Source organism: Halomonas sp. HAL1 (assembly GCF_030544485.1).
Classification (GTDB): Bacteria; Pseudomonadota; Gammaproteobacteria; order Pseudomonadales; family Halomonadaceae; genus Vreelandella; species Vreelandella arctica.
On sequence record NZ_CP130610.1, the window covers coordinates 2,981,332 to 3,004,347 of the forward strand.

24 protein-coding genes are annotated in these 23,016 nt (G+C 55.5%); 5 read left to right on the forward strand and 19 right to left on the reverse strand.

Annotated elements, in window-relative coordinates:
* Positions 1-44: 44 nt before the first annotated feature.
* Positions 45-548: a MarR family winged helix-turn-helix transcriptional regulator gene (locus Q3Y66_RS14070; RefSeq protein WP_238528532.1), complete on the reverse strand. Its 504-nt coding sequence runs from the start codon at positions 546-548 to the stop codon at positions 45-47.
* 83 nt (positions 549-631) lie between these two features.
* Between Q3Y66_RS14070 and Q3Y66_RS14075 the strand changes: the two genes are divergently transcribed.
* Positions 632-1,570 (forward strand): DMT family transporter, encoded by a 939-nt coding sequence (locus Q3Y66_RS14075; protein WP_008958088.1) that lies wholly within the window; start codon positions 632-634, stop codon positions 1,568-1,570.
* Between the two features lie 87 nt (positions 1,571-1,657).
* Here Q3Y66_RS14075 and Q3Y66_RS14080 read toward each other — a convergent pair whose 3' ends face one another.
* The 6 genes from Q3Y66_RS14080 to Q3Y66_RS14105 all read right to left on the reverse strand — a co-directional run bounded on the left by Q3Y66_RS14080 (position 1,658) and on the right by Q3Y66_RS14105 (position 8,415).
* A complete protein-coding gene (locus Q3Y66_RS14080) occupies positions 1,658-2,083 on the reverse strand; it encodes an N-acetyltransferase (protein ID WP_008958089.1) in 426 nt (141 codons plus the stop codon).
* Positions 2,084-2,176: 93 nt separating this feature from the next.
* The gene (astB, locus tag Q3Y66_RS14085) at positions 2,177-3,544 is read right to left on the reverse strand and encodes an N-succinylarginine dihydrolase (protein WP_008958090.1); all 1,368 of its coding nucleotides are present in this window, start codon (positions 3,542-3,544) and stop codon (positions 2,177-2,179) included.
* Complete coding sequence (gene astD / locus Q3Y66_RS14090) at positions 3,541-5,013, reverse strand: succinylglutamate-semialdehyde dehydrogenase (protein ID WP_008958091.1); 1,473 nt, start codon at positions 5,011-5,013, stop codon at positions 3,541-3,543. The genes astB and astD overlap by 4 nt, the downstream gene beginning before the upstream one ends.
* Positions 5,014-5,066: 53 nt before the next feature.
* Positions 5,067-6,098, reverse strand: a complete 1,032-nt coding sequence (gene astA, locus Q3Y66_RS14095) for an arginine N-succinyltransferase (protein ID WP_008958092.1) — start codon at positions 6,096-6,098, stop codon at positions 5,067-5,069.
* A complete protein-coding gene (locus Q3Y66_RS14100) occupies positions 6,098-7,162 on the reverse strand; it encodes an arginine N-succinyltransferase (protein WP_008958093.1) in 1,065 nt (354 codons plus the stop codon). Before Q3Y66_RS14100 ends, astA begins: the two co-directional genes overlap by 1 nt.
* Positions 7,163-7,200: 38 nt before the next feature.
* Complete coding sequence (locus Q3Y66_RS14105) at positions 7,201-8,415, reverse strand: aspartate aminotransferase family protein (protein ID WP_008958094.1); 1,215 nt, start codon at positions 8,413-8,415, stop codon at positions 7,201-7,203.
* Positions 8,416-8,644: 229 nt separating this feature from the next.
* On the opposite strand from Q3Y66_RS14105, the gene Q3Y66_RS14110 reads away from it, so the two are divergent.
* Positions 8,645-9,439 carry an SDR family NAD(P)-dependent oxidoreductase gene (locus Q3Y66_RS14110; RefSeq protein ID WP_008958095.1) on the forward strand — a complete coding sequence of 265 codons (795 nt, stop codon included), beginning with the start codon at positions 8,645-8,647 and terminating at the stop codon, positions 9,437-9,439.
* 6 nt (positions 9,440-9,445) lie between these two features.
* Here Q3Y66_RS14110 and Q3Y66_RS14115 read toward each other — a convergent pair whose 3' ends face one another.
* The 5 genes from Q3Y66_RS14115 to fabV form a co-directional block, all read right to left on the reverse strand.
* Positions 9,446-10,366, reverse strand: coding sequence for a GlxA family transcriptional regulator (locus Q3Y66_RS14115; RefSeq protein ID WP_008958096.1), 921 nt, complete (start codon positions 10,364-10,366; stop codon positions 9,446-9,448).
* Between the two features lie 284 nt (positions 10,367-10,650).
* Positions 10,651-11,436 (reverse strand): PRC-barrel domain-containing protein, encoded by a 786-nt coding sequence (locus Q3Y66_RS14120; protein ID WP_008958097.1) that lies wholly within the window; start codon positions 11,434-11,436, stop codon positions 10,651-10,653.
* A gap of 255 nt (positions 11,437-11,691) precedes the next feature.
* On the reverse strand, positions 11,692-11,946 hold the full coding sequence (locus Q3Y66_RS14125) for a hypothetical protein (protein WP_008958098.1): 255 nt from the start codon (positions 11,944-11,946) through the stop codon (positions 11,692-11,694).
* 194 nt (positions 11,947-12,140) lie between these two features.
* Positions 12,141-12,356 carry a hypothetical protein gene (locus Q3Y66_RS14130; RefSeq protein WP_008958099.1) on the reverse strand — a complete coding sequence of 72 codons (216 nt, stop codon included), beginning with the start codon at positions 12,354-12,356 and terminating at the stop codon, positions 12,141-12,143.
* A gap of 54 nt (positions 12,357-12,410) precedes the next feature.
* Complete coding sequence (gene fabV, locus Q3Y66_RS14135) at positions 12,411-13,622, reverse strand: enoyl-ACP reductase FabV (RefSeq protein ID WP_008958100.1); 1,212 nt, start codon at positions 13,620-13,622, stop codon at positions 12,411-12,413.
* A 207-nt stretch (positions 13,623-13,829) separates the two neighbouring features.
* Between fabV and Q3Y66_RS14140 the strand changes: the two genes are divergently transcribed.
* Complete coding sequence (locus Q3Y66_RS14140; RefSeq protein WP_008958101.1) at positions 13,830-14,216, forward strand: hypothetical protein; 387 nt, start codon at positions 13,830-13,832, stop codon at positions 14,214-14,216.
* Between the two features lie 44 nt (positions 14,217-14,260).
* On the opposite strand, the gene Q3Y66_RS14145 is transcribed toward Q3Y66_RS14140, so the two are convergent.
* Both Q3Y66_RS14145 and Q3Y66_RS14150 read right to left on the reverse strand, forming a co-directional pair.
* Complete coding sequence (locus Q3Y66_RS14145; RefSeq protein ID WP_035586876.1) at positions 14,261-14,752, reverse strand: glutathione peroxidase; 492 nt, start codon at positions 14,750-14,752, stop codon at positions 14,261-14,263.
* A 58-nt stretch (positions 14,753-14,810) separates the two neighbouring features.
* Positions 14,811-15,428: a LysE family translocator gene (locus Q3Y66_RS14150; RefSeq protein WP_008958103.1), complete on the reverse strand. Its 618-nt coding sequence runs from the start codon at positions 15,426-15,428 to the stop codon at positions 14,811-14,813.
* 246 nt (positions 15,429-15,674) lie between these two features.
* On the opposite strand from Q3Y66_RS14150, the gene Q3Y66_RS14155 reads away from it, so the two are divergent.
* Entirely contained in the window at positions 15,675-16,409 is a 735-nt protein-coding gene (locus Q3Y66_RS14155; RefSeq protein ID WP_008958104.1) for a YebC/PmpR family DNA-binding transcriptional regulator, read from the forward strand.
* On the opposite strand, the gene Q3Y66_RS14160 is transcribed toward Q3Y66_RS14155, so the two are convergent.
* Together Q3Y66_RS14160 and Q3Y66_RS14165 are read right to left on the reverse strand one after the other, a co-directional pair.
* Positions 16,406-17,257: a mechanosensitive ion channel family protein gene (locus Q3Y66_RS14160; RefSeq protein ID WP_008958105.1), complete on the reverse strand. Its 852-nt coding sequence runs from the start codon at positions 17,255-17,257 to the stop codon at positions 16,406-16,408. The two genes, Q3Y66_RS14155 and Q3Y66_RS14160, sit on opposite strands and share 4 nt — an antisense overlap.
* Positions 17,258-17,292: 35 nt before the next feature.
* The gene (locus tag Q3Y66_RS14165; protein WP_008958106.1) at positions 17,293-18,441 is read right to left on the reverse strand and encodes a hypothetical protein; all 1,149 of its coding nucleotides are present in this window, start codon (positions 18,439-18,441) and stop codon (positions 17,293-17,295) included.
* A 157-nt stretch (positions 18,442-18,598) separates the two neighbouring features.
* Between Q3Y66_RS14165 and Q3Y66_RS14170 the strand changes: the two genes are divergently transcribed.
* Positions 18,599-18,865, forward strand: coding sequence for a hypothetical protein (locus Q3Y66_RS14170; RefSeq protein ID WP_008958107.1), 267 nt, complete (start codon positions 18,599-18,601; stop codon positions 18,863-18,865).
* An 89-nt stretch (positions 18,866-18,954) separates the two neighbouring features.
* On the opposite strand, the gene Q3Y66_RS14175 is transcribed toward Q3Y66_RS14170, so the two are convergent.
* From Q3Y66_RS14175 to Q3Y66_RS14185, 3 genes are all read right to left on the reverse strand, one after another.
* Complete coding sequence (locus tag Q3Y66_RS14175; protein ID WP_008958108.1) at positions 18,955-19,962, reverse strand: NAD(P)-dependent alcohol dehydrogenase; 1,008 nt, start codon at positions 19,960-19,962, stop codon at positions 18,955-18,957.
* Between the two features lie 32 nt (positions 19,963-19,994).
* Positions 19,995-21,887 carry an ABC transporter ATP-binding protein gene (locus Q3Y66_RS14180; RefSeq protein WP_008958109.1) on the reverse strand — a complete coding sequence of 631 codons (1,893 nt, stop codon included), beginning with the start codon at positions 21,885-21,887 and terminating at the stop codon, positions 19,995-19,997.
* A 77-nt stretch (positions 21,888-21,964) separates the two neighbouring features.
* Positions 21,965-23,011, reverse strand: a complete 1,047-nt coding sequence (locus Q3Y66_RS14185; protein ID WP_238528534.1) for an AbrB family transcriptional regulator — start codon at positions 23,009-23,011, stop codon at positions 21,965-21,967.
* Between the last annotated feature and the right edge of the window lie 5 nt (positions 23,012-23,016).

Below are 23,016 nucleotides of genomic sequence, written 5' to 3' on the forward strand. Positions count from 1 at the left end.
TGATCGATGGATCAAGTGACAGCGCCCCCCTATGGCAAGAGCGATCACTCCTGCTCAAACTCCGCCAGGAACTGCGTCAGCAACTCATCCAGTTGCTGACGTTGTTCGTCAGTCAGCCCACTCACTAGCTGCGCCTGTGTCTCTACATGGGCAGCCACCGCTTCGTCTATCAGATCAAATCCGCGCTGCGAAAGAGAGATCAGAAAACCGCGACCATCATCAGGGTTCTTGACCCGCTCGATCAGTCCTGACTTTTCCAATTGATGGATACGGTGAGTCATGGTGCCTGAGGTCACCATGGTGGATGCCATCAAATCGCTCGGCGATAGCGCATAGGGCGTCCCCTCTCGGCGCAGCGTGGCCAATACGTCAAAGCCCGCATCCGTCAGACCATATTTTGCCCAGGTCTTCTCCATCGCGCGCATCAAGGTGTGGTTCAGCCGTTTGACCCGCCCGATGGTACCCATCGGGGCTACGTCGAGGTCGGGCCGTTCCTGCCGCCACTGTTTGAGTATGTGGTCTACATGATCCATCGGTGTATTTTGCACCCAGTTATCTTGACGTCAAGATTAATCACACATAACTTGATATCAAGATATCAATTAAAACGCCGCTCTCGAGAACTTCGCCAATGCCACCATCCAGCGCCACCCGTACGCCTTCAACCAAACGAGCCTGGCTTGCTCCGCTACTGTACTTGTTGTCAGGGGGTGCTTTGCTGGGTCTATCGACTAATTTGGCTAAATTTGCCAACGATATGCAACTGCCCGCGCTCTCTTTTCTGTATTGGTCAATTTCAGGGGCGGCACTTATTCTGCTTGCGCTCGCCGCCTATCGCCGCAATCTGCCACCGTTGACCGTTCGTAGCGTCGAGTACTACCTGATCTCTGCGCTGCTGGGCGTGGCGGGCGCCAACCTGCTCTTCTTTTCGGCTATCCCCCATGTCGGAGCAGGGTTTGTGGCATTGATCATCACGCTGCCACCGCTGCTCACCTACGTTGGTGCGTTGACGTTAAAAATGGAGCGCTTTCAGCTCTTGCGTGCGGCTGGCGTCATGTCAGCCCTTGCGGGAGCCTTCACCCTGGCTTTCCATAAGCTTTCCGCCCCTGATGCTGACTACCTTTGGATTCTTCTCGCCTTGATTGGCCCTGTGCTGCTGGCCATCGGCAACCTCTATCGAACCCTGCGCTGGCCAGTGGGGGTATCCAGCGATGCGCTGGCGCCAGGGATGCTGATAGCTGCCTCTATTCTGCTGCTGGGGGTGGGCCTACTGCCAGGCTTCTCACTTCACGTGCCCATGGATCGATCTCTGCCGATGTTTTTGATTGCCATCCAGGCGGTGGTTTTCGCGGGTCAGTTTTTACTGCTCTTCCTGCTACAGAAAAGCGGCGGCCCGGTATTTCTGAGCTTGCTGGGCTCTGTCGGTGCCGTGGTGGGTGTGCCGGTCGCCATCCTGTTACAGGGAGAAACCGCCCCCGAAGGCTTGCTGCTTGGCATCTTATTGATTGGTGCCGGTATCGCCCTGCTTAATATTGGTAAAGCGAAGCAGGTGCCTAATAGATCAGCCTAAACGGTGGGCCTAAGTGATGGGGTGATGATCATGGCAGGACGCTGTGGAGAGGGAGTCACAAGAGCCGTTATACCATCCTACTTACTGCTACAGAATGAGACGCTCCATGGAGTGCATTCCTCCTGCGGTTTTCACTATCCTAAACCCCATGCGCTCGTACAAAGCGATGGCTGGATTGATACAAAACACGCGAAGCCGAAGTAAGTGAATGCCCGCGTGCTGGGCAGTTTCACCCGTGAAGCGGATCGCCTCTGCACCCAAGCCTTGGCGCTGCCACGGCGGGGCAATTTGTAGTTCCCGAATATAGTAGGCGTTTTGATCGTGATTGATGCATAGCAGCCCCACGCGTGACGCGTTTATGACTAACGCGTAGCTGTCCAACTCGCCCCACTGTCTATTAAACAGATCGATATCCCATCGCATATCCAACTGCTTATAGTAGCTAGACATATTTTGACGAATTAGTTTTTCCGCGAACGCCTTGTCGTCAGTCGGCCGAATGATAGGCGTCATATCTCGACTCCTGGTGCTTGCTTCAGGTCTATGTGATGGCCCTTCCTTCGCGTTGCATGGACACTATCAATATTGAATCCGCTTACGCTATTCCTACCCCAACTGAAACGGATACACAGGGCCGATCTTGAGCAACTGGGTGAGTTCATCCAGTGCCGCAAGCGACTCCTCCGCCAGCTGTGGGTCGGCGAGATCGTCAGGAGCTAGGCGATCACGGTAGTGGCGCTCCACCCACGCGGTCAGATCGGTGTACAGTGCATCATTGAGCAGCACGCGGCCAGAGAGCGCGGCACGTTCGGCTTCCGTTAGCACCACGCGCAAGCGCAGGCAGGCGGGGCCGCCACCGTTGCGCATGCTCTGCTTGACGTCTTTTACGATCACTTCGCCGATGGGGTTATTGCCCGCCAGGATGAGATCCTGGATCGTCCGCCAGACCGCTTCTCGCTCCTGACATTCGCCGGGTACCACCAGCGTCATGGTGCCGTCCGGGTTGGAGAGCAGTTGGGAGTTGAAGAGATACGATGCGACCGCGTCTTCCATGCTCACCGCCTCGACCGGCACGCGCACGGGAATCAGCGGCGTGTTCATTTTCGCACGCAACGCATCGAGCGTGCCCTCTTCGTCCAGAAAGGCCATTTCGTGGTAGAGCAGCACGGGGCCGTTGCCCACTGCAATGACATCGTTATGGAACACGCCAGCATCGATGGCATCCGGGTGCTGCTGGGCGAAGACGGTTTGCGCTTCCGTAAGCCCGTGCTGGCGGGCTACCGCTTGGCTGGCTTCCAGGGTCTGCCGGGCAGGATAGCGCTGGGGTTCACGCTCGCCGCTACGCCCGTCACCAAACGCTTGGCGGCCATAGACAAACAGGTGAACGCCTGGCTCACCGTATTCGCCGCCAAGGCGGGTGTGATTGGCCGCGCCTTCATCGGAAAAGGCCGGCGTGGCAGGCAGCACGGGATGATGAGCAAAATGTTGCTCATCATGGAAAATAGCTTGCAGTACCCTTCCGGTGGTTTGCGGCTCCAGGTAGCGGTGAAAGCTTGACTGCAGATTGGCCGGCGTGAAGTGCACCCGGCCATCCGTTGCGTCGACACTGGGAGTAATCGTGCCTGCGTTAGCGGTCCACATGCTGGAGGCCGAACATACCGCCCGCAGCAGCTGCGGTGCCTCGATAGCAGCGCGGGCCAGCACATCGCTATTACTGCCGCTGAAGCCTAGATCACGCAGTGCCCCAACATCAGGCCGCTGCTGTGGGGGTAGCACGCCCTGAGCGTAGCCCGCATCCATCAGTGACTTCATCTTGGCCAGCCCCTGGAGCGCGCCCTCCTTGGGATTGGAGAGCAGGCCACCGTGGCTCATCGAAGCGACGTTACCGACGGCCAGCCCCGAGTAATTATGGGTAGGGCCGACCAAACCGTCGAAATTGACTTCCCTGATATGGCTGAAGGCACTGCCGTTCATAGACTCACTCCTGGTGGCAAGGTTTCAGGCATCTCCAGAGTGTCGGCTTCCATGGAAGCAACCGGATAAGCGCAGTAGTCTGCCGCGTAATAAGCGCTGGGGCGGTGGTTGCCGCTGTCACCTACGCCGCCAAAGGGTGCATCGCCGGAAGCGCCGGTGGTCTGGCGGTTCCAGTTAACGATGCCCGCGCGAATGCGCAGCAGGAAGTCGTCCCAATCCGTCTGCTCACCCCCAATCAGTCCTGCTGAGAGCCCGTAGCGAGTGTTGTTGGCAAGCGAGAGCGCTTCATCCCAATCGCGATAGCGATGGATTTTCAGCAGCGGCCCGAAGTGCTCCTCGTCGGGAACGTCCAGGCCCGTCACGTCGATCAGCGCGGGGCTCAACAGGCTGGTGTTCTCTACCAGGCGACGCATGCGATTGATCACCGTGCCCCCCATGGACTCCAGTTCCTCTTGCGCCTTGAGCAGGCCATCTGCAGCGGCCACGCTCACCAAACCGCCATAGAATGGCGCAGGGTTCTCTTCGAACTGGCCCGCCACGTGCAGCTTAGCGATCGCCTCGGAAAGCGCATCGATCAGCCGGTCGCCCACGGCGCCCTCCGGCACCATCAAACGACGAGCGCAGGTGCAGCGCTGGCCACCGGAGAGAAACGCCGACTGCAGAATGGTGAGTACCGCTGCACGCTCGTCATCAATGTCCTTCACTACCAGCGGGTTATTGCCACCCAGTTCGAGCGCCAGGATTTTATCCAACTGCCCGGCAAACTGCTGATGCAACATGCCGCCCACCTTGGCGCTGCCGGTAAACAGCAGGCCATCAATACCGGGGTTGCCTGCCAGCGCTTGACCAACGGCGACGCCTCCCTGCACCAGATTGATCACCCCAGCAGGCAGCCCGGCTTCCAGCCAGCACTGAAGGGTTAAATCGGCGGTCAGCGGGGTCTGGTCGCTGGGTTTGAAGACGACGGTGTTGCCCGCCAATAGCGCAGGAACCATATGGCCGTTAGGCAGGTGGCCTGGGAAGTTATAGGGGCCGAATACCGCCATCACGCCGTGGGGGCGATGGCGCAATACGGCTTTTGTATTGCCAACGGCTTTTTCACGCTCACCGGTACGCTCGTTATAAGCCTTGACCGATAGTGCGACCTTGCCCACCATCGCACCCGCTTCAGTGCGCGCTTCCCAGAGGGGTTTGCCGGTTTCAGAGGCAATCGCCACGGCTAGCGCCTCCCCTCGGGATTTCAGCACCTCGGCAAAACGCTCGACGAGGGCCTGGCGCTCGGCAAAGGGAGTGCGCGCCCAGCCAGGAAAGGCGCTGCGGGCAGCCTTTACGGCGATCTTGACCTGATCCGCGCTGGCCGTGGTGGCCTGCCAGAGCAGCTGACCGGAAACGGGATCATGCTTGCTCAACGACGCGGCGTCGCCTGCTAGCCAGGCGCCATTGATAAGTTGCTGCTGTTGGGCGTGCATCGTTCTCTCCTTGCCATGTAAATGCGGGCTTATGTACGTACAGGCTTTCGGGCTCAGGTTTCCAACAGGCGAAGGTAATCACCGGTAGCGACACCCAAGCGGCTCGCTTCCTGCTCGTTAAGCACGATAGTGTTGTCGTCGGCGGGCGCGCGACCTATCCAGCTGGCAGTAAAGTTCAGCATATGGGTGGTAGCCGCCAGCCAGCGGCTGACGCTCTCTTCACGGGCAGCGGCAGACACCTCAACCTGACATAGCCTTGAATTACGGATAGCGCGCACATCATCGATGTAAGCTTCCACCGTGGGACCACCGTCGAAAATGTCGATATAGCCTTCCCAGCGCAATCCCTCTTTCTTCAACATTTCCAGTGCTGGGCGGGTGTGGCGATGTACCTGGCCGATACAGGCGCGCGCCTCTTCGGCCATAAAGGTAGTGTAGATCGGGAACTTGGGCATCAACTCACCGATAAAGCTCTTCTGCCCCAAGCCGGTGAGTCGGTCCGCTTCGCTGAAATCCATGGGGAAGAAGTGTTTGCCCAGGCTCTCCCAGAAAGGGCTGGTGTTGTTCTCGTCGAACACACCGCGCATTTCCGCCAACACTTTATTGGGGAATCGATCACGAAACTGGGCGATAAACAGCCAGCGCGCTTTGGAAAGCAGCGCGCCGTTGCGTAAGTGGCGATTTGCTTCACCACGATACTCTGGGCGCAGGAACAGCGAGCACACCTCGGCATCGCCGGTGTGGTCGGAGCTTAAAAACAGCGTGTCGATGGTGCGGTGAAGATCCAATTGAATGGATGAGTGCGCCAAAGTACCCAGCCGATAGTTGTAAAACGGCACTTCGCGCCCTACCTGGCCTTCAATGGCACAACAGCCAGCAAGTTCGCCGCTCTCTTCATCTTCAAGAACAAAAAAGTAGAGCCGGTCATCCACCGGGGTGCGCTCTTCAAAGGCACTGGCGGCGGCTTCTATCTTGCCAGCCAGAAACTCGCGGTTATCCGGCAGCGAGGTAAACCCTACCCCGGCCTGCTGCGCAAGCGCCTGCAGCCCATCCAGGTCATTGCGGGCAATGGGTCGAATGCGCATTACATTTCTCCTTCATCGAGCGCGTCCACCGCGGCGGGTAAGGTAAGCGGTGCGGCCAGCACGGCTCGCCCTTCCGAAACGCCCAGCCGCTCGGCGTGCTCCGCCGACAGCATCAGCTGGCCCGTGGGCGACAACGCATAACGCGCGACGATACAGCGGAAATCACCCAGCTTCTGGTTGGCAATCATCGCCGGTTCGGCATCTGGCAAAGCGTGTTCGGGACGTATGCGCACCGGGTGCCAGGCGGCTCGACGAAAGGTTTCCAGCCGCTCACGCTCGGCTTTGACAATCGGCCCAGCGTCGAAAATATCCACATGGCGCGAACGCACAAAACCCTCTGCCAGCATCTCTTCCAGCGCCTCTTCATGGGCGGGGTGTTCACGACCAATGGCGGCCCTCGCCTGGGGCGTCAACAGCGGCAGGTAGAGCGGGAATTGGGGCATCACTTCGGCGATGAAACTTTTCGAGCGCACCCCCGCAACGTGGTTGATGTCCTGGAAGCTGCGGGCAAAGAAGTGCCTGCCGACGCTTTCCCAAAACGGCGATTCACCGCGAGTATCCAGGTAGCCGGGGAACGCGACCGCCAGGATGCGCGAAAAGCGCTCTGGATATTGGGCAATAAACATCAACCGCGCCCGACGCAGCAGATTCTCGGCACTGGTGCCCTTATAGCGGGGATTCAGCGAAAAAGCGCACAGCAGGGTGGCATCCGAAACTTCGTGGGAAAGTGCCAGTGTCTGAACTTCACGACGCACATTCAACTGCTGCGAGGCGTGAATAAGCGTTTCCTGACGATAGGTATAGTAAGCCTCATTGGCACCTGCCTGGGCACGGATAGTGGCCGTTCCCAACACTTCCTCACGACTATCGTCAGCGAGCACAAAGGTATAGTGCTCGTTTTCTGGAAACTCGACCTCGCCATTGAAAGCCTCCTGGGAGCGCGCGATGCGCTCCTGAAGCCGCTCGCGATTGGCAGGCAAGTTGGTCAACCTGGGCACTGCATGCTCAGCCAACTGTTCGAGCGCCGGGAGATCCGACGCTTTAACGGGTCGCACTACCAGCATCTTCGACGCCCCCTCTGTTAACCCAGTAGGCTGCTCACTCATGCTGAGGCAACTAGCCGCTCAATGGCACGCTCTAGCCGAACCATGCCTTCGGCGATATCCGCCTCGGGAATCACCAGCGAAGGTGCCATGCGCAGTACATTGGGTCCTGCAATCAGGGCCATCAAGCCCTCTTCGATGGCCAGCGGCAGAATGTCCTTGGCGCGACCTTCATAGGCATCCGACATCTGGGCACCCATCAGCAGGCCCATACCACGAATCTCCTTGAACACCCCGTGCTTGCGGTTGATGGTTTCCAGATGCTCGCGGAACAGATCGTGGCGCTTTTTCACCCCATCCAACACTTCAGGGGTATCGATAAACTCGACGGCCGCCAGTGCCACGGCAGACGCCAGCGCATTGCCGCCGTAGGTGGAGCCGTGAGTACCAATGACCAGCGACTTGGCGACGTCATCGGTGGCCAGCATGGCGCCAATGGGGAAACCACCGCCCAGCGACTTGGCGCTGGTCAGGATATCCGGGGTGATGCCGTAGTTCTTGTAAGCGTAGAGCTCACCGCTGCGACCCACGCCGGTTTGCACCTCATCAAAAATCAACAGCGCGTTATGTTCGTCACACAGATCGCGCAAGCCCTGGAGAAATGCTGGTGTTGCGGGCACGATGCCGCCCTCGCCCTGCATGGGCTCGACCATGATCGCGCAGGTGTCGTCGCCCATCAGCGCACGAACGCTTTCCAGGTCGTTGTAGTTGGCGTGATGAATGCCGCCCGGCACCGGGCCAAAGCCCTGGGAATACTTGGGCTGGCCGCCCACGCTGACGGTAAAGAAGGTACGACCGTGGAAAGATTGATAAAACGAGATGATCTTGTCTTTCTGTTCGCCATGGTTATCGACGGCCCAGCGGCGTGCCAGCTTCAGCGCGGCCTCGTTGGCTTCACCGCCTGAAGAGCATAGAAACACTTTATCAGCGAATGTACGCTCGACCAGCGTTTTGGCCAGGTTCAATGCGGGCTCGTTGGTAAACACGTTAGAGAGGTGCCAGAGCTTTTCGCCCTGCTCTTTCAGCGCATTGACCAGCACCGGGTGACAGTGACCCAGGGAGTTGACGGCGATGCCCCCAGCGAAATCGATATATTCCCGCCCCTGCTGATCCCACAAGCGGCTACCTTCACCGCGCACGGGAATGACCTGCTGCGGAGAGTAGTTGGGCGTCATGTAGTGGTCGTAATCTTGACGGCTTGGGGTATGACTCATGGCGCGTTATCTCCGGTGGAGGAAAGGAATGAAAACAGTATAAGGGGCCAACGCGGTTAACCGCTTTCAGCAATGGGACGGCAAATTATGAATAGCGACGCCCATTGAGTCGCGTTAACGCCTTGAAGAACGCTATAAGACCCCCATACTTATTGGCAAGCGATAAAGTCATGCTTGGATAGCGAGGTATCGCGACGTACTGACACTCAGGAAGAGAGGAGTACACCCTATGCAGATTGATCTAAGCGGTAAGCACGCCATCATTACCGGCTCGACGGCGGGTATCGGCTTTGCGATTGCCCAAGGGCTTGCCAACGCTGGCGCCAAGGTTGTCGTCACAGGCCGTTCGCAGGCACGTGTAGAGGAGGCAATAGCCAGCATTAAACAGGATGCCCCGAATGCCCAGGTAGAAGGCGTAGCCGCCGATCTCGGCACCGCTGAAGGCTGCCAAACACTGATCCAGCAGCAACCCAGCGCAGATATCCTGATCAATAATGTGGGAATTTTTGGTCCACAGGACTTCTTCGAGGTTGATGACGCGACCTGGCAACAATTTTTCGACATCAATATCATGAGTGCCGTGCGCCTTTCTCGCCATTATGCCCAAGGCATGCGCGACCGCGACTGGGGCCGCATCCAGTTTATCTCCAGTGAATCGGGCATCAACATCCCGACCGAGATGGTGCATTACGGCATGACGAAATCAGCACTACTATCGGTTTCGCGCGGGCTGGCCAAAGTGCTCAGCGGCACGCAGGTAACTGTCAACGCTATCTTGCCTGGGCCAACGCGCTCTGAAGGCGTGCTCACGATGATTGGTGAAATGGCAGAGAAAGAAGGCATTTCTCAGCAGGAAATGGAGGCACGCTTTGTTAAAGAGAACCGCCCGACTTCTATCATCCAACGCTTAGCAACACCTGAAGAAGTGGCTAGCATGAGCGTCTATGCCGCATCGACCCAAGCGAGCGCCACCACGGGAGCGGCACTGCGCGTGGAAGGCGGCATTGTCGATACCTTAACCTGAATCTTTCTAACCCAGACGCTCTTCTCTGGGTGTCATGCCAAAATGATTTCGGTAGGCGGTGGAAAAATGCGCGCCGGAGGAAAAACCGGTAGCGAAAGCGATATCGCCTACCGGCCGGTCACTTTCACGCAGTTGTTTGCGCGCTTCCTGTAAGCGTAAATCCAGATAGTACCGGCTTGGCACCGCCTGCAGATACTTCTTAAACAGTCGCTCCAGCTGGCGCCGGGAAATCCCCAGGTGCTCGGCCAGCTCAAGGGTCGAGAGCGGCTCCTCGATATTGGCTTCCATCAGCGTGACGGCATCTATCAGGCTTTTGGGCGCATGGCCTAAGCGGGTGCGTAGTGGCACATGCTGGCGCTCGTCCGCCAGCCGAATGCGATCACACACAAACTGTTCCGAGACCTGCTCTGCCAAGCGTGCGCCGTGGTGCTGACCTATCAGCGTTAGCATCAGATCCATTGCCGCCGTGCCACCGGCGCAAGTCAGTCGGTCGCGGTCAATTTCGAACAACTGCTGGGAGAGGGTGACTTGCGGGTAGGCCTGCGCAAACGCCTCAAAGCGCTGCCATGGCAGCGTGGCACGATAGCCTTCCAGCAACCCACAGCGAGCCAGCACTTCCGTCCCTCCGGCCAAACCGCCAAGCGCCACACCGCGCCCCTGGTGGCCGCGCAACCACTCGTTAAGCTTTGCTGGCAATGTATAGGGAAGCGGCGTGGGCGCGCATATCAGTAACAAATCAAGCGGCCCCAGTGCGGTACCCAGCTCATGCTGTGCAATCAGGGAAAGCTGTGCACCGCTGCGCACCGGTTCGTCGCTGAGGCTTAGCGTAACGGTGTGATAAAGCATCTGGCCGCTTAACTGGTTCGCCATTTGCAGCGGCTCCAGCGCGCTGGCGTGGGTCAACAGCGAGAACCCCGGCAGTAGCATAAACGCGACCCGCCGACGGGCTATCGCTGCTTTTGATGCTAAGTGATTGGACTGCATAATTATTGAAGAAACTGCATGAGAACCGCCAACGGCTTGGATAAATAACCATCTTACCCAATTGCGCAAATGAAGGCAGCGCTTGTTACTCATACATAAAAAAAGATGTCGCCGCGTTAATAGCGTTAGCGCAGCTACCAAAAAGGGCAAGGCGTATCCGCCTTGCCCTCTTCATTAGTCACTAACGATTGACTGTATCAAACAGCACCTCTGTTAGTGTTGCTGCGTTACTGTTGCTGCGCCTCAGATAGCGTCATGTTGCCATCCACTTCGCTGTACTCATCTTCTTGGTAATTATTCGATGAAGCTTCAATTTCATCTTCGCCATAGTTTGTGTTGACAACGAGCTGATCATTTTCAAGCTGCATGTCATTGATAGGCAGCGCAATGTCCGTTGCGCCAAAGCCCCAAATACCACCTACCGAAACAATAGCAAACAAATCGCCAGACTCATCGTGCTTTGCAATATGTTGTACTCCACCGATCTCTTCATCTTCCTGATTCATCACTGTCATCCCTTCCAGGTCGCTGACCTGACGTGACATCAGTGAGTTGGACTGGTCATTTTGATCGGCCTGATCATTTTGATCAGTTTGGTCACTCTGCTGATCATTCTGCTGGCGCTCTTGCTCGTCTTCATTGACATTAACCTGGGCGTCTTCCGCTTGCTCAATCGTCACCTCAGGCTCGCCAGTTTGCTCAACGGTGACATTAGGTTCGGCTTCTTCCACGGTCACATTGGGCTCAGGTTGCTCAATAGTGACTTTAGGTTGAGACTGCTCCACCGTGATATCAGGTTTCTCTTGCTCTACTTCTACTTCAGCAGGCTTTTGTTTAACGTTGATGTCCCTAGTTTCGTCGTTGCTACCCTGCCCTTGTGCATTTGTGTCTTGTTGCTGGATCGTTTGATTGCTTCGATCAGTGTCATTCTCGTTCTCTTCCTGAGCAAGAACGCCAGCTGATAAGCCTGCGCAAACCGCACCGATGGCAATTGCTAATGCTGTCCGTTTCATACAATCTCTCCTTGTGTTGGTTTACACTTAAGAAGCTAGTACACCGAAGTGTACTAAATCAAAGCCAAAACGAATTTCTTATAAAAGATTAATAAACATTAACCACTTGCCAACTACATCTATTATTTATGTAGACAAAGTATTCACTACCACTTTTACTATTTAGCCCTTAGCTAATAGAGCGCTAAAAAACACTGTTCAGCTATTTACATACTGAATATTACACCGAGACTGGCTAGCTGATTAATAATACAACTACCCAGGAAAACGCTTACCCGCCTGTTCATCCGACGCATCATAATCCTGAGTATCATCAGGGTCGGAGCCAAGCTCCTCGGCTGTTTTGGCTTCAAAACGCCGTGCAGCGTCAATGGCTTGAGGTTCAGTTTCATGTTGAGAGATTTCCTGAGGCTCACTAGGCTCAGTTACATCTATCACTCGCCAACCCGAAATAATAAGCTTATTGTCTCGCTTTTGACTGATAGGCTCCACGCGTGCTACTCGTGTCATATATCCTCCTGCTTGAAAGGTATTAACTTTTTATAACCTCTTCCTTTCTTAGCAGAACTTTCGTCCTCTGACGAATTTATAGACGAAATTTAACAACTATTGAAAGTAATAAGCCTCTTTCTAAATATTAAACGCTCTTGCCAAAACAAAATTGCCGGGCGCTCGGCCCGGCAATACGTCAGCATGGTGACTCGCTAGTTACCCCGATTAATGATGCCTAGCACAATAATGCTCACCACGATCACACCAAGAATGATAATCACCAGCGGGAGTAACTTATACATCCCGCCGGGGCGCTTCTTGGCTTCAGGCTGAAGATGTGGCTTGGAAGATTCAAAATCCTCAGGCACCCGCTCACCAATGATGTGCTCTTTCTGTTCTTCCGGGGTTTTGCTTTCCTTAGTATCCATAAACACCTCCCGCGTTCCGGTCGAATAGGCGTCACTAACGCCTAGGTGAATGACTTACAGATTGACGACATCGAACGTAACCTCTGGGTTGACGTCAGCATCGTAATCTACGTCGTCACGCTCGAAACCAAACAGCTTCAAGAATTCGTGCTTATAACCAGCATAGTCGGTAATGTCGAACAAGTTATCGGTCGTCACCTCTGACCATAGATCCTGACAAGCTTGTTGAACGTCGTCACGTAGCTCCCAGTCATCCAAACGCAGACGCCCAGCTTCATCTGTCACGAGTTCGCCCCGCTGTCCTTGGGCTGAGTAGAGGTGCTCGCCGAATAGGCGGTTTAATTGATCAATAGTGCCTTCGTGCAGCCCCTGCTCTTTCATGATGCGATAGACCATGGCGATATACAGCGGCATCACCGGAATCGCCGCACTCGCCTGGGTAACGACCGATTTTAGTACAGCAACGTTGGCGCCGCCGCCGCTCGCTTTTAATTTGCTGTCGATTGCCGTGGCAGCACGGTCCAGATCTTCCTTGGCTTTACCTAACGCGCCATGCCAGTAGATCGGCCAGGTGATTTCGGTACCGATATAGCTAAATGCCACACTGCGTGCGCCTTTCGCCAACACACCGGCTTGGTCAAGGGCATCCATCCACAGTTCCCAATCTTCTCCACCCATGACGGTGATGGTGTCGTCGATCTCTTGCTGGGTGGCAGGCTCTACTTCCGCTTCAATGATGGCGTCTTTATTAGTATCGATTGCGGTGGCACGGTAGGTTTCGCCAATCGGCTTCAGGCTGGAACGCTTCAGCTCGCCGCTGTCCGGCAGCTTACGCACGGGCGATGCCAGCGAGTAGACCACCAGATCGATCTCGCCCATGTCCTGCTTGATCAGCTCAATGGCTTTTTCCCGCGCTTCATGGGAGAACGCATCGCCGTTGATCGACTTGCTGTAAAGCCCTTCCTGCTTGGCAAACTTATCGAAAGCCGCACTGTTATACCAACCGGCAGTACCCGGCTTTTTATCGGTGGCGGGCTTTTCAAAGAAGACGCCTAGCGTATCGGCCCCATAGCCAAACGCCGCGGTAATACGTGCGGCCAAGCCATAGCCACTCGAAGCTCCTATCACCAATACTTTTTTCGGGCCAGCCTGCTTATCCAAACCGCGGGCGCGGGTTGCTTCAATCTGCTCGCGAACATTCTGCTCACAGCCAATGGGGTGAGTGGTGGTACAAATAAAGCCGCGCACTTTGGGTTTAATAATCACATTGAACCTCGTTATAGGATTGATTTGGTTACCAACATCGCCTTGCCAAGGCAACATTTTGACTCAGTGGGGCTATTCTAGCTGTCTCCGTGCCGTGTGTCCGCTCTTGAGCTATTGTGTAGCCGTGCGCTATTGTCCGCCCTTGAGCTAGGGGCGCTTTCACGTCACGATAGTTGCCTAAGCACCGACTTCTCCAATGAGGCGACCATGAATGCACAGCAGCTAGTAGATGAACGTGGTGACCTTTGGCTAGCGCTAGCCCCGCTGTGGCTGGATCGTGAACCCAGCGAACGCGATTACGCCCATATGGTAGAGGTCGTGCAGCGCTACGATATGACCCTGAGTGAACTTGAGTGGATGTTTCGCTTGGAAATGGCCCCGGTAATGTCTCGCCACCAACTTTCAATCGCTAGCGAGTGGCGACAATTTGATGATTATAAGCTGATGAAGCAGTTGGTTAATCACAACATGCGCTTGAAGGGCTGGCGACGCAAAAGCTGGGCGCTGTTTTCGGGATTGACCACGATGATGGTTCGCCACCGCTGGAATGCGCTAATGAACCGCGTCGCTGTCGTGCGGGGAGAACAGATTTAGGCTGACTTTTTCAGGCAGTCTCACTCTTGTTTTACAGATTAGCGTTATGGATAGGCTTGATCCAGCGCTTGCTCTAATGCCAGACGCAGCGGGCTCCCATGGTCGCGGGGCCCAAAGCGCGCTATCACTTTGCCATCGCGGCCTATTAAGAATTTGGTGAAATTCCACTTAATCAATTGGGTCCCCATCACACCGGGCGCTTCACGTTTAAGCCAGCAAAACAGAGGATGGGCCTGGCTGCCATTGACGCTAACCTTTTCCATCAGTGGAAAGCTCACCCCAAATTTCTGTTCCCCAAACTGGCAAAAGGCTTGCGCGCTCTCGGGTGACTGGCGGCCAAATTGGTTGCAGGGGAAACCAAGCACGGTAAAGCCACGGTCCCGATAGCGCTGATAAAGTGCTTCCAGCTCACTTAACTGAGGGGTAAAGCCACATTGGCTGGCAACGTTGACCACCAGCAGTACTTGGCCACGCAGCGCGCGTAGGTTAAACGGCAGCCCTTGGTGGGTATAGCAGTCTTGGTCGTAAATTTGCATCACTCGACCCCACAAAACCTCAAACGGCATAGCTATCACCATGCCACGACTCTACTTTTTACACCAGCGGCCCAGCGACCACTCTTAGCGCCAGCGCGATCAGCAGTACCCCGGTAATGCGGTTAATCCAGTGGGCACGCTGTTGCAGCCAAGGCAAAATGCGTGAGTAGGAAAACAGCACAGCCACCAACACGTACCAACCACCATCAATAATCATCGCTGTTAGCACTATAATCGCTTTGGCCAGCGCACTCATGTCCGGGGTTACAAACTGACTTAGCAGGGCGACAAAAAATAGGATCAGCTTAGGGTTACCTAACGCGACGAGCACGCCCTCTTTGGCTGCTTGGCCCCGGGTAGTAGTCATCACTGTCGGCTGTAAGGCGCCCGCTTGACCGGCCCGCAGTGCTTTAATTCCCAGCCATGCTAAGTAGGCGGCACCGCACCAAGTGATCAGTTGAAACAGTAAAGGAAAGCCGGCAATTAATGCCCCCAAGCCCCACACGGTCAATAGCGCGTAAAAACCCACGCCCAGGGCATGAAATATTGCGGCGGTCACGCCAGCAAAGCGGCCGCCGCCTAGTGTGTGGCGTAGTACCAGTGCCAAACTTGGCCCCGGCGACATAGCACCCATGGCGCAGATCGCGGCAAGTGATAGCCACAGCGTCAATGGCATGTGGTTGTCTCCTTGAGAAGTCGATATCACGATATAAGGCGTAAGCGCCAGTATACGCTAAGCCAAGTAACACTTCGGCCAGCTTCTTAAATAACGCTGTTAGCATGGTACGCTGTTGGGTAAAATTTGCTTTTTCGCTCTTTTTCACTCTTTTGAAGACACCCGCCCCGCTGCTCAGTGCGCGGGGCATATAGAAAACTTAAGTCTAGAAAAATTAGGTCTAGAAAACATACATAGGACGGCAACATGGGTAGGGCTTTTCAGAACCGTAAGGAATCCATGGCCAAAACGGCCGATGCAAAGACCAAGGTCTACAGCAAATACGGGCGCGAAATTTACGTTTGCGCTAAAGCTGGTGGTACCGACCCGAACGGTAACTTAGCACTGCGCGGTTTAATGGAGCGTGCCAAGAAAGATCAGGTACCCTCTCACGTCATTGATAAAGCGCTCGACAAAGCCAGCGGTGCCGGTGGGGAAGATTTCTCTGCCGCGCGCTACGAGGGCTTTGGCCCCGGCAATGTGATGGTGATTGTCGACTGTCTAACCGACAACCCCAACCGCACCTTTGGCGATGTACGCGGCTGCTTTACCAAAACCAAGAGCAAAATTGGTACGCCCGGTAGTGTGAGCCATATGTTCGACCACTGCGCTATCTTCTCCTTCGCCGGAAGCGATGAAGACGCCGTACTGGAAGCATTGATGGAAGCCGATGTAGATGTCACCGACATCGAGCAGGAAGGCGAGCGCATTACGGTCTTCGCCCCGCATACCGATTACGCCAAAGCGAAACAGGCGCTGCTGGATGCATTCGGTGAAATTGACTTTGAGGTTGACGAGATTCAGTTTCTACCGCAAACCACCACGCCGGTTGAAGGCGATGACGTGGCAATGTTTGAAAAATTCCTGGGCATGCTCAACGAGCTGGACGACGTGCAAAATGTCTATCACAGCGGTGAGCTGCCCGAGGAAAGCGAGAGCTAATCACTACCTCTTGAGGAAGCCGAGCCCACCGCGTTGCGAGTATCCAAGGCCGCATCCGGTGGCAACATTGCTGACTGTACGCCCGCGGCACTCAGCACTTTTTTGCCGCGTAAGGTGAGATCGGTAATAAACAAAAATTGCTGGCGAGGGTCCACCGGGTAGGCGCGAATGCGATAGTGGGTACCCCAGGGTTTCTCTTCAGCCACGACAATAATTGGCTTATCGAACTTCAGATAGGCGCTGGTTAGCGCCACATCGCGCAATGCTTTGCGCACCCAGCCTGCTTCGTGCTCCGGGTGAAGATAAAAGCTCGCCACGCACTGCAGGCTGGTACCGCCGTTGTTGGCATTATAAACGGCGTGATCCCACAGCTTTAAATGCGGCACATAGACCAAGTCATCGTCAGGGGTTTGGATGTCAACGGTGCGCAAGCCAACGTGCTTGACCTCGCCGTAGGTATCTTCAATCTGCACCCAGTCACCGGGCCGATAAGGCAGCTCTACCGCTGAGACAACGCCCGCTATCAGGCTGCTGACGTAATCTTTCATGGCAAAGCCAATGGCTAAGCCCAGCGCCCCCATCACGGTCACCATGTTGCGTAGCGACGGCTCAATAATAGTCGGTACGATGATGGCGAGCGCAGTAATCAATATCAGCAAGCGTGTCATCGGCACCAAGGCGAAAATACGAAAACGCACTTGGCCGTGCATTCGATTGCCGATCCAGTTCAGCCCGCGTTGGCTGACAATAATCAACACAATGGTTGCTAGCAGCACAACACCTAACGTAATCAGCGTTTGGCTATCGATATCGTTAAACAGTCGCGCGTACTTCTGTTGTTCTTCCATGGAATGCCCTCCGTGGGCCTATCGAGAAGGGCTGCTTAAAGAGGGTCGACCAGATAATTACGCGACGCCAATAACTGACGAACGCTCGCGTAGCTTAGCGGTGTGATCTGCCAGCGCCCTTCGCAACTTGAAATAATGCCTTTGCGTTGCAGGGCTAAACGGGCATTCAGTGCTTCATGGTGTGAGAACGGCAGCACATCTCCTAGAGCGTGGTCATCCAGACCGCCATGAACCAGTAACGCATGCAGTACCAGTGTGGCGATGTCCCCGGTGTCGGCGGAAAGCTCCGCCTCGGCGAGGGCATCCACCAGCCATAGGGCCTCTTCATCTTCTGCTTTTGGCTCACGCAGCCGCTCGCGCCAGTAGTGCCAAGCAAGTCCTATATGACCACGGCAGTGAGCCGCTAAGCGCTGGAGCTCTTTATTAGGCGCTTTACCGTTTTGCTTAGAGGCTGAATCGGACAATACCTGCTTGCCGGTTCGCGTACTGTAGACCGCTGGAGGCTGCCCCTCATGAGTCGCCATCGCCGCAAAGTAGTGTGACAGCTGCTCACCCTCCATCGATTGCAGGGTAAACACCGGCGCGCCATCAATTCCGATCACCTGCTGAAGATACGCATAGGCCCAGCTGTCACAGCCAATCACGCCCTGTCCCAGACGGCCGCTTAAAGCGCGCTCAAGAAACTCACGAATACCCTGAATCCCTTGGGTATGGCGTAAAAAGTGGCGCTCAAGGGCCGGCACTGCCCACTTTTGTTGATTGACACAACGCTCTACCCACTCAGTACCCCCCTTGGTGAGTTCGTTAAGCGTGGGTGGCGGTAAACAGGCAACTTGGTGCTCTTCCGCCCACTGTTTAACCACCGATGTATGGCCGCTATGAGGTGGGGTAATAAAAAAGGTGACCGGTGCTTCGCAGCTTTCAAGCTGTTGCGCTAACGCCTTAGCTGCAAACGACCAATCGATGGGTGGCACTAGATGCGCCAGCCGAACCTCAGGTAGCGCGTGTAGCTCGCTCTCTTCTTTCACTTGCTGCTCGGCAGCGCTCTTGCCTACTAGCCATGTTGACGCCGAGCGTAATGAACGTCTCCACTGGCTGGCCTGGGTCTGCTCGGGGGTATGAAATTGATCAAGCTCAACGACTTCCCACAAAGGTGTGTCGGCTGATGATGGCTGCTCCCCCATGTACCTGTTCCTGTCGCTAGAAATACCAGCACTTTAGCACGGCATTCCTAATGGCTAACCTCATAACCGAACTTATAGTCTAAAATAAAGTCGTTAAAAGCAGTATTTAACGCTCTTATAGGACGGATGTCGTAGGCAACAGCTAAAGGAGAAAGCGATGAGTGTTGTTCAGGTCAGCGAAGAAGAGCTACACGCCAAATTAGAAAAATGCATTGCTGGTGAGCGGCTATTGATCGAGCATGAAGGTAATCGATTTAGTGCCAGAATTCAGCATGTCGGCTTGTTTGGCGTGAAAGTAATTCCAGAAACTGAAATTAAAAACAGCCACCGTACGCCAGGCGATGTGGAAGGGATTACAGTGCCCTACAAAGAAATACTTGAGCTTGAAGCAAAGGGGGTAGTCTATAGCCTATTGCCGGAATAACGTGAATTTGATCTTGCACGCCCACAAGTTCGGCTAGGCGTGCAAGCTTTCTGGCTATAGCGATTGTAGAAATGACTATGCCAACTGGCTTAAAACGTTAGACAAATCTTACCGAAGTGCTGACCAGACTCCTGGTGGTGAAAGGCGTTAGCGATTTCTGTCAGCGGAAATTCCCGGTCAATCACCGGATGCATATCGAACGTTTCGAGTGCACGGATCATTTCGATCTGTTGGCGACGACTGCCGACGATCAAGCCTTTCAAACTCGCCTGCTTGGCCATTAATTTAGCTGTCGGTATCTCACCCTCACGCCCCGTGAGCACGCCTATCAGGGCGATATGACCACCAATTTTTACTGCTTCAATGGACTGCGGTAGCGTACCAGGGCCGCCCACTTCGACAACATGATCAACGCCTTCACCGTTGGTAAGCTCTTTAACTCGCTTACCCCACTCAGACGTCTCTTTATAATTGATGGTGTGCTCGGCGCCCATTTCCCGCAGCCGCGCCAGTTTTTCATTCGACGATGAGGTGGCGATCACACGCGCCCCCATCAGGCGGGCAAACTGCAGTGCAAAAATGGAGACCCCGCCGGTGCCCAGCACCAGCACAGTATCACCCGCTTTAATGTCACCATCGACCACTAAGGCCCGCCAAGCGGTTAAGCCCGCGGTCGTTAACGTCGCTGACTCAGCATGGCTGTAACCCTTGGGCTGATGAGTAAACCACTCCACGGGGCGCACAACCTGCTCACGGGCATAGCCGTCTACGCCGTCGCCCGGCGTAGTGCGAAAATCGCCTACTCTAGCCGGGCCTTCAAGCCAATGCGGGAAGAAGGTGGATACCACGTGGTCGCCCACCGCGAATTCGCTGACATCTTCACCGACCGCCTCTACCACTCCGGCCCCATCAGACATGGGAATGCGCTGGTCTTCCGTTGGAATCATTCCGGCGACCACAGCATAGTCGTGGAAATTCAGCGAGCTGGCGTGTAGACGTACTCGGATTTCACCAGGGCCCGGTTCACCAGGCGCGTCCATATCGACAACGTCCAGCTTGTCCAAACCGCCGGGCTGATTCAGCTTGATCGCTTTCATCGTTACCTCAGTATGTACAGTGATGTATGTATCTACTGTTGGTTGGGGTCGTTGCCATCGATATCAAGCCCCAGGAAGCCACCTGACTGGCGCTGCCAGAGGCTGGCATAAATGCCGTTGTGTGAAAGCAGCTGCTGATGCGTGCCGCTTTCCACCATGCGCCCTTCATCCACCACAATTAACCGATCGAGCATGGCAATGGTCGACAGCCGATGCGCAATGGCAATCACCGTTTTGCCTTCCATCAGCGTATCCAGCTGTTCTTGAATAGCGGCCTCCACTTCCGAGTCCAGCGCCGAGGTGGCCTCGTCCAGAACCAGAATCGGGGCGTTTTTGAGCAGCACCCGGGCGATCGCAATCCGCTGGCGCTGCCCGCCGGAAAGTTTCACTCCGCGCTCGCCCACATGGGCATCCAGTCCGCGACGCCCTTTCGGGTCGACCAGATCATTGATAAAGGTATCTGCATGGGCGCGGCACACCGCGTTCCAAACGTCGTCATCACTGGCGTGGGGGCTGCCGTAACGGATGTTGTCACGCAGTGAGCGGTGCAGCAGCGAGGTGTCCTGGGTAACCATGCCAATCTGGTGGCGCAAGGAGGTTTGAGTCACCTCGGCAATGTTTTGCCCGTCGATCAATATCTGCCCACCTTGCAAGTCATAAAAACGCAGCAGCAGATTGGCCAGGGTAGATTTACCTGCGCCGGAACGGCCGATCAGGCCGATTTTCTCGCCGGGCTTGATGGTCAGGCTGAGTCCATCAAAGACGTTTTTACTCTCCCCTTTCGCCTGGGCGTATTGAAAGCGCAGCGCGTCAAACACAATTTCGCCATGGGGAACCTGAAGCGCTTTCGCATTGGGCGCATCGTTGATCGTTGGCTTCTGAGCGATGGTGTTCATGCCATCTTGAACCGTGCCAATATTTTCAAACAGCCCGGCGACTTCCCACAAAATCCAGTCGGACATAAAGCGGATACGCATGACCAGCGCGATGGCAATCGCCAAAACGCCCAGGGAAATCGCCTCCGTGTACCAGGCGCTGATCGCCATGGCCGCAGTACCCACCAACAGCGCCGTGTTGAGCAGCGTCAATCCCACGCTCATGATCGTTACTAAGCGCATCTGGCGGTGAACGGTGACCATAAAGCCTTCCATCGCGTCTTTGGCGTAGCGCTGCTCGCGCTCGGTATCGGCAAACAGCTTGATGGTTTGGATATTGCTGTAGCTGTCCACCACGCGGCCGGTCATCTGGGCACGAGCGTCCGCCTGATCCATGGAGACATCACGCAGACGCGGTACGAAATAGCGCATGATCGCCAGGTAGCCCACTAGCCATAAGCCCAGCGGAATCAGCAGCAACAGATCCGCCCGGCCCAGCAGGTAGGCCGCGCCAGTGAAATAGACGATGGCATAGACCAATAAATCCATCACCTTGGTGACGGTCTCGCGGATCGCCAGCGCCGTTTGCATCACTTTTTGCGACACCCGCCCGGCAAATTCATCCTGATAAAATGCCAAGCTCTGGCTCAGCATATGGCGGTGGGATAGCCAGCGGCCGATCATTGGGTAGTTGCCGAAAATACTCTGATGGGTGACCAGTGACTGCATCAGCACCAACAGCGGCAAGCCGATCAGCAGCACTAGCCCCAGGCCAGCAAGCCACAGGCCGTTTTCAGCCCAAAAGCCTGCACGTTCAACGTTGCCCAGCCAATCGACTAGTTGACCCATGTAGCTGAAGAAAACCACTTCAGCTGCCGACACCAGCGCCGTGAACAGCGTCATGAGCAGTAACAGCGGCAGCATCGGACGGGAAAAGTGCACAATAAACGGCATTAAGCCCTTAGGCGGCGTTTTGACCTCGCCTTCTGGGTAAGGGTTAACCCGTGTTTCGAAATAACGAAATAGCGGCTGTAAAACACGCGATAGCATGATGTTTCCTTACGTCACTGGCGTTGGTATTGACGGTCTTTAGGTTCTTTATAATTTAACGTTGGATTGTTCGAGTATCAGGCGGCGGAACGGCGCATCAGCCAGCGCGCCCAGAACGGGGCAATGATCATTAGGGTGACCATACGCAGTAAGTGGTGGAAGGCAACAAATACCGGATCGATATTTAGCGCTACCGCTAGGATCGCCATTTCACCAATGCCACCGGGTGCCAGCGCCAGTAGCGCCACATCGCGCCCGACGCCCAACAGCTGGTGGATTAGCTCGGCAAACAGCGCCAGTACCAGCAGTGCTAACAGCGTCGCCACGCCGGACTGCCATAAATAGCGGCCAAAAAGCTTGCGTGTCATGCCTTGAAAGCGCGAACCAATGGCACTGCCCAACACCCATAGCATGAGGTTCATCCCCCACCCTGGCAGAGCGAGACTAGCCATATCACTACCGGATAATAAAGCCGCGACTAGCAGTGGTGCCAGTAATGCGGGGCTGGGAATTCGCAGCCAGCGGCCTAGCGGCAATATTAGCGGGATCATCAATAGCATCCAGCCATGTTCCAAGCCACTGTGAACAGGGCTAATGCTGTCGCCACCGTCCTCGTAGGCCCAGAACAGCGGCGGAAGAAATAGAATCACTAAAATGACCCGCAGAGACTGCGCCACCGCGATGCGTTGCGGGTCCCCGCCACACTTTTCACCCAGCAGGATCATCGCTGTCATGGCACCAGGAGAAGCGCCAAACCAGGCACTGACCGGGTCAAAACCACAGCGGCGATACCAGGCAGCGGCAACGGCGGTGGAAGCTGCCACCCCTAGCAGTAATAGCGCGGCGGAAACAGGCCAGTCCAGTACGCGGTGCGCTAACTGTGGGGTCACCTGGCTACCCAATACCATGCCCATTACCGCTAGAAACACGTTACGCAGCGATTCGGGTACCGCGACCTTCACGCCTTGTGAAGAAGCCAGCAGATTGGCAATCAAGGGGCCTAGCATCCAGGCGAGGGGTAATCCGGTCAGTTGAAACAGCGTACCGCCGACGGCGCCAATGGCTAACGATGTTAATAGCGCTTTTGCACTTCCTGCCGACACTCCCTTTACGCTGCCCCTCACACGCA

Bases quoted from the DNA above. Each gene is read 5' to 3' on its own strand.
- Q3Y66_RS14125 (WP_008958098.1), bottom strand. From the start codon at position 11,946: ATGACACGAGTAGCACGCGTGGAGCCTATCAGTCAAAAGCGAGACAAT.
- Q3Y66_RS14120 (WP_008958097.1), bottom strand. From the start codon at position 11,436: ATGAAACGGACAGCATTAGCAATTGCCATCGGTGCGGTTTGCGCAGGC.
- Q3Y66_RS14075 (WP_008958088.1), top strand. From the start codon at position 632: ATGCCACCATCCAGCGCCACCCGTACGCCTTCAACCAAACGAGCCTGG.
- Q3Y66_RS14155 (WP_008958104.1), top strand. From the start codon at position 15,675: ATGGGTAGGGCTTTTCAGAACCGTAAGGAATCCATGGCCAAAACGGCC.
- astD (WP_008958091.1), bottom strand. From the start codon at position 5,013: ATGCACGCCCAACAGCAGCAACTTATCAATGGCGCCTGGCTAGCAGGC.
- Q3Y66_RS14180 (WP_008958109.1), bottom strand. From the start codon at position 21,887: ATGCTATCGCGTGTTTTACAGCCGCTATTTCGTTATTTCGAAACACGG.
- Q3Y66_RS14080 (WP_008958089.1), bottom strand. From the start codon at position 2,083: ATGACGCCTATCATTCGGCCGACTGACGACAAGGCGTTCGCGGAAAAA.
- Q3Y66_RS14100 (WP_008958093.1), bottom strand. From the start codon at position 7,162: ATGCTGGTAGTGCGACCCGTTAAAGCGTCGGATCTCCCGGCGCTCGAA.
- Q3Y66_RS14175 (WP_008958108.1), bottom strand. From the start codon at position 19,962: ATGAAAGCGATCAAGCTGAATCAGCCCGGCGGTTTGGACAAGCTGGAC.
- astA (WP_008958092.1), bottom strand. From the start codon at position 6,098: ATGCGCATTCGACCCATTGCCCGCAATGACCTGGATGGGCTGCAGGCG.
- Q3Y66_RS14150 (WP_008958103.1), bottom strand. From the start codon at position 15,428: ATGCCATTGACGCTGTGGCTATCACTTGCCGCGATCTGCGCCATGGGT.
- Q3Y66_RS14160 (WP_008958105.1), bottom strand. From the start codon at position 17,257: ATGGAAGAACAACAGAAGTACGCGCGACTGTTTAACGATATCGATAGC.
- Q3Y66_RS14170 (WP_008958107.1), top strand. From the start codon at position 18,599: ATGAGTGTTGTTCAGGTCAGCGAAGAAGAGCTACACGCCAAATTAGAA.
- Q3Y66_RS14140 (WP_008958101.1), top strand. From the start codon at position 13,830: ATGAATGCACAGCAGCTAGTAGATGAACGTGGTGACCTTTGGCTAGCG.
- Q3Y66_RS14105 (WP_008958094.1), bottom strand. From the start codon at position 8,415: ATGAGTCATACCCCAAGCCGTCAAGATTACGACCACTACATGACGCCC.
- Q3Y66_RS14165 (WP_008958106.1), bottom strand. From the start codon at position 18,441: ATGGGGGAGCAGCCATCATCAGCCGACACACCTTTGTGGGAAGTCGTT.
- Q3Y66_RS14115 (WP_008958096.1), bottom strand. From the start codon at position 10,366: ATGCTACTGCCGGGGTTCTCGCTGTTGACCCACGCCAGCGCGCTGGAG.
- astB (WP_008958090.1), bottom strand. From the start codon at position 3,544: ATGAACGGCAGTGCCTTCAGCCATATCAGGGAAGTCAATTTCGACGGT.
- Q3Y66_RS14110 (WP_008958095.1), top strand. From the start codon at position 8,645: ATGCAGATTGATCTAAGCGGTAAGCACGCCATCATTACCGGCTCGACG.
- Q3Y66_RS14130 (WP_008958099.1), bottom strand. From the start codon at position 12,356: ATGGATACTAAGGAAAGCAAAACCCCGGAAGAACAGAAAGAGCACATC.
- Q3Y66_RS14145 (WP_035586876.1), bottom strand. From the start codon at position 14,752: ATGCAAATTTACGACCAAGACTGCTATACCCACCAAGGGCTGCCGTTT.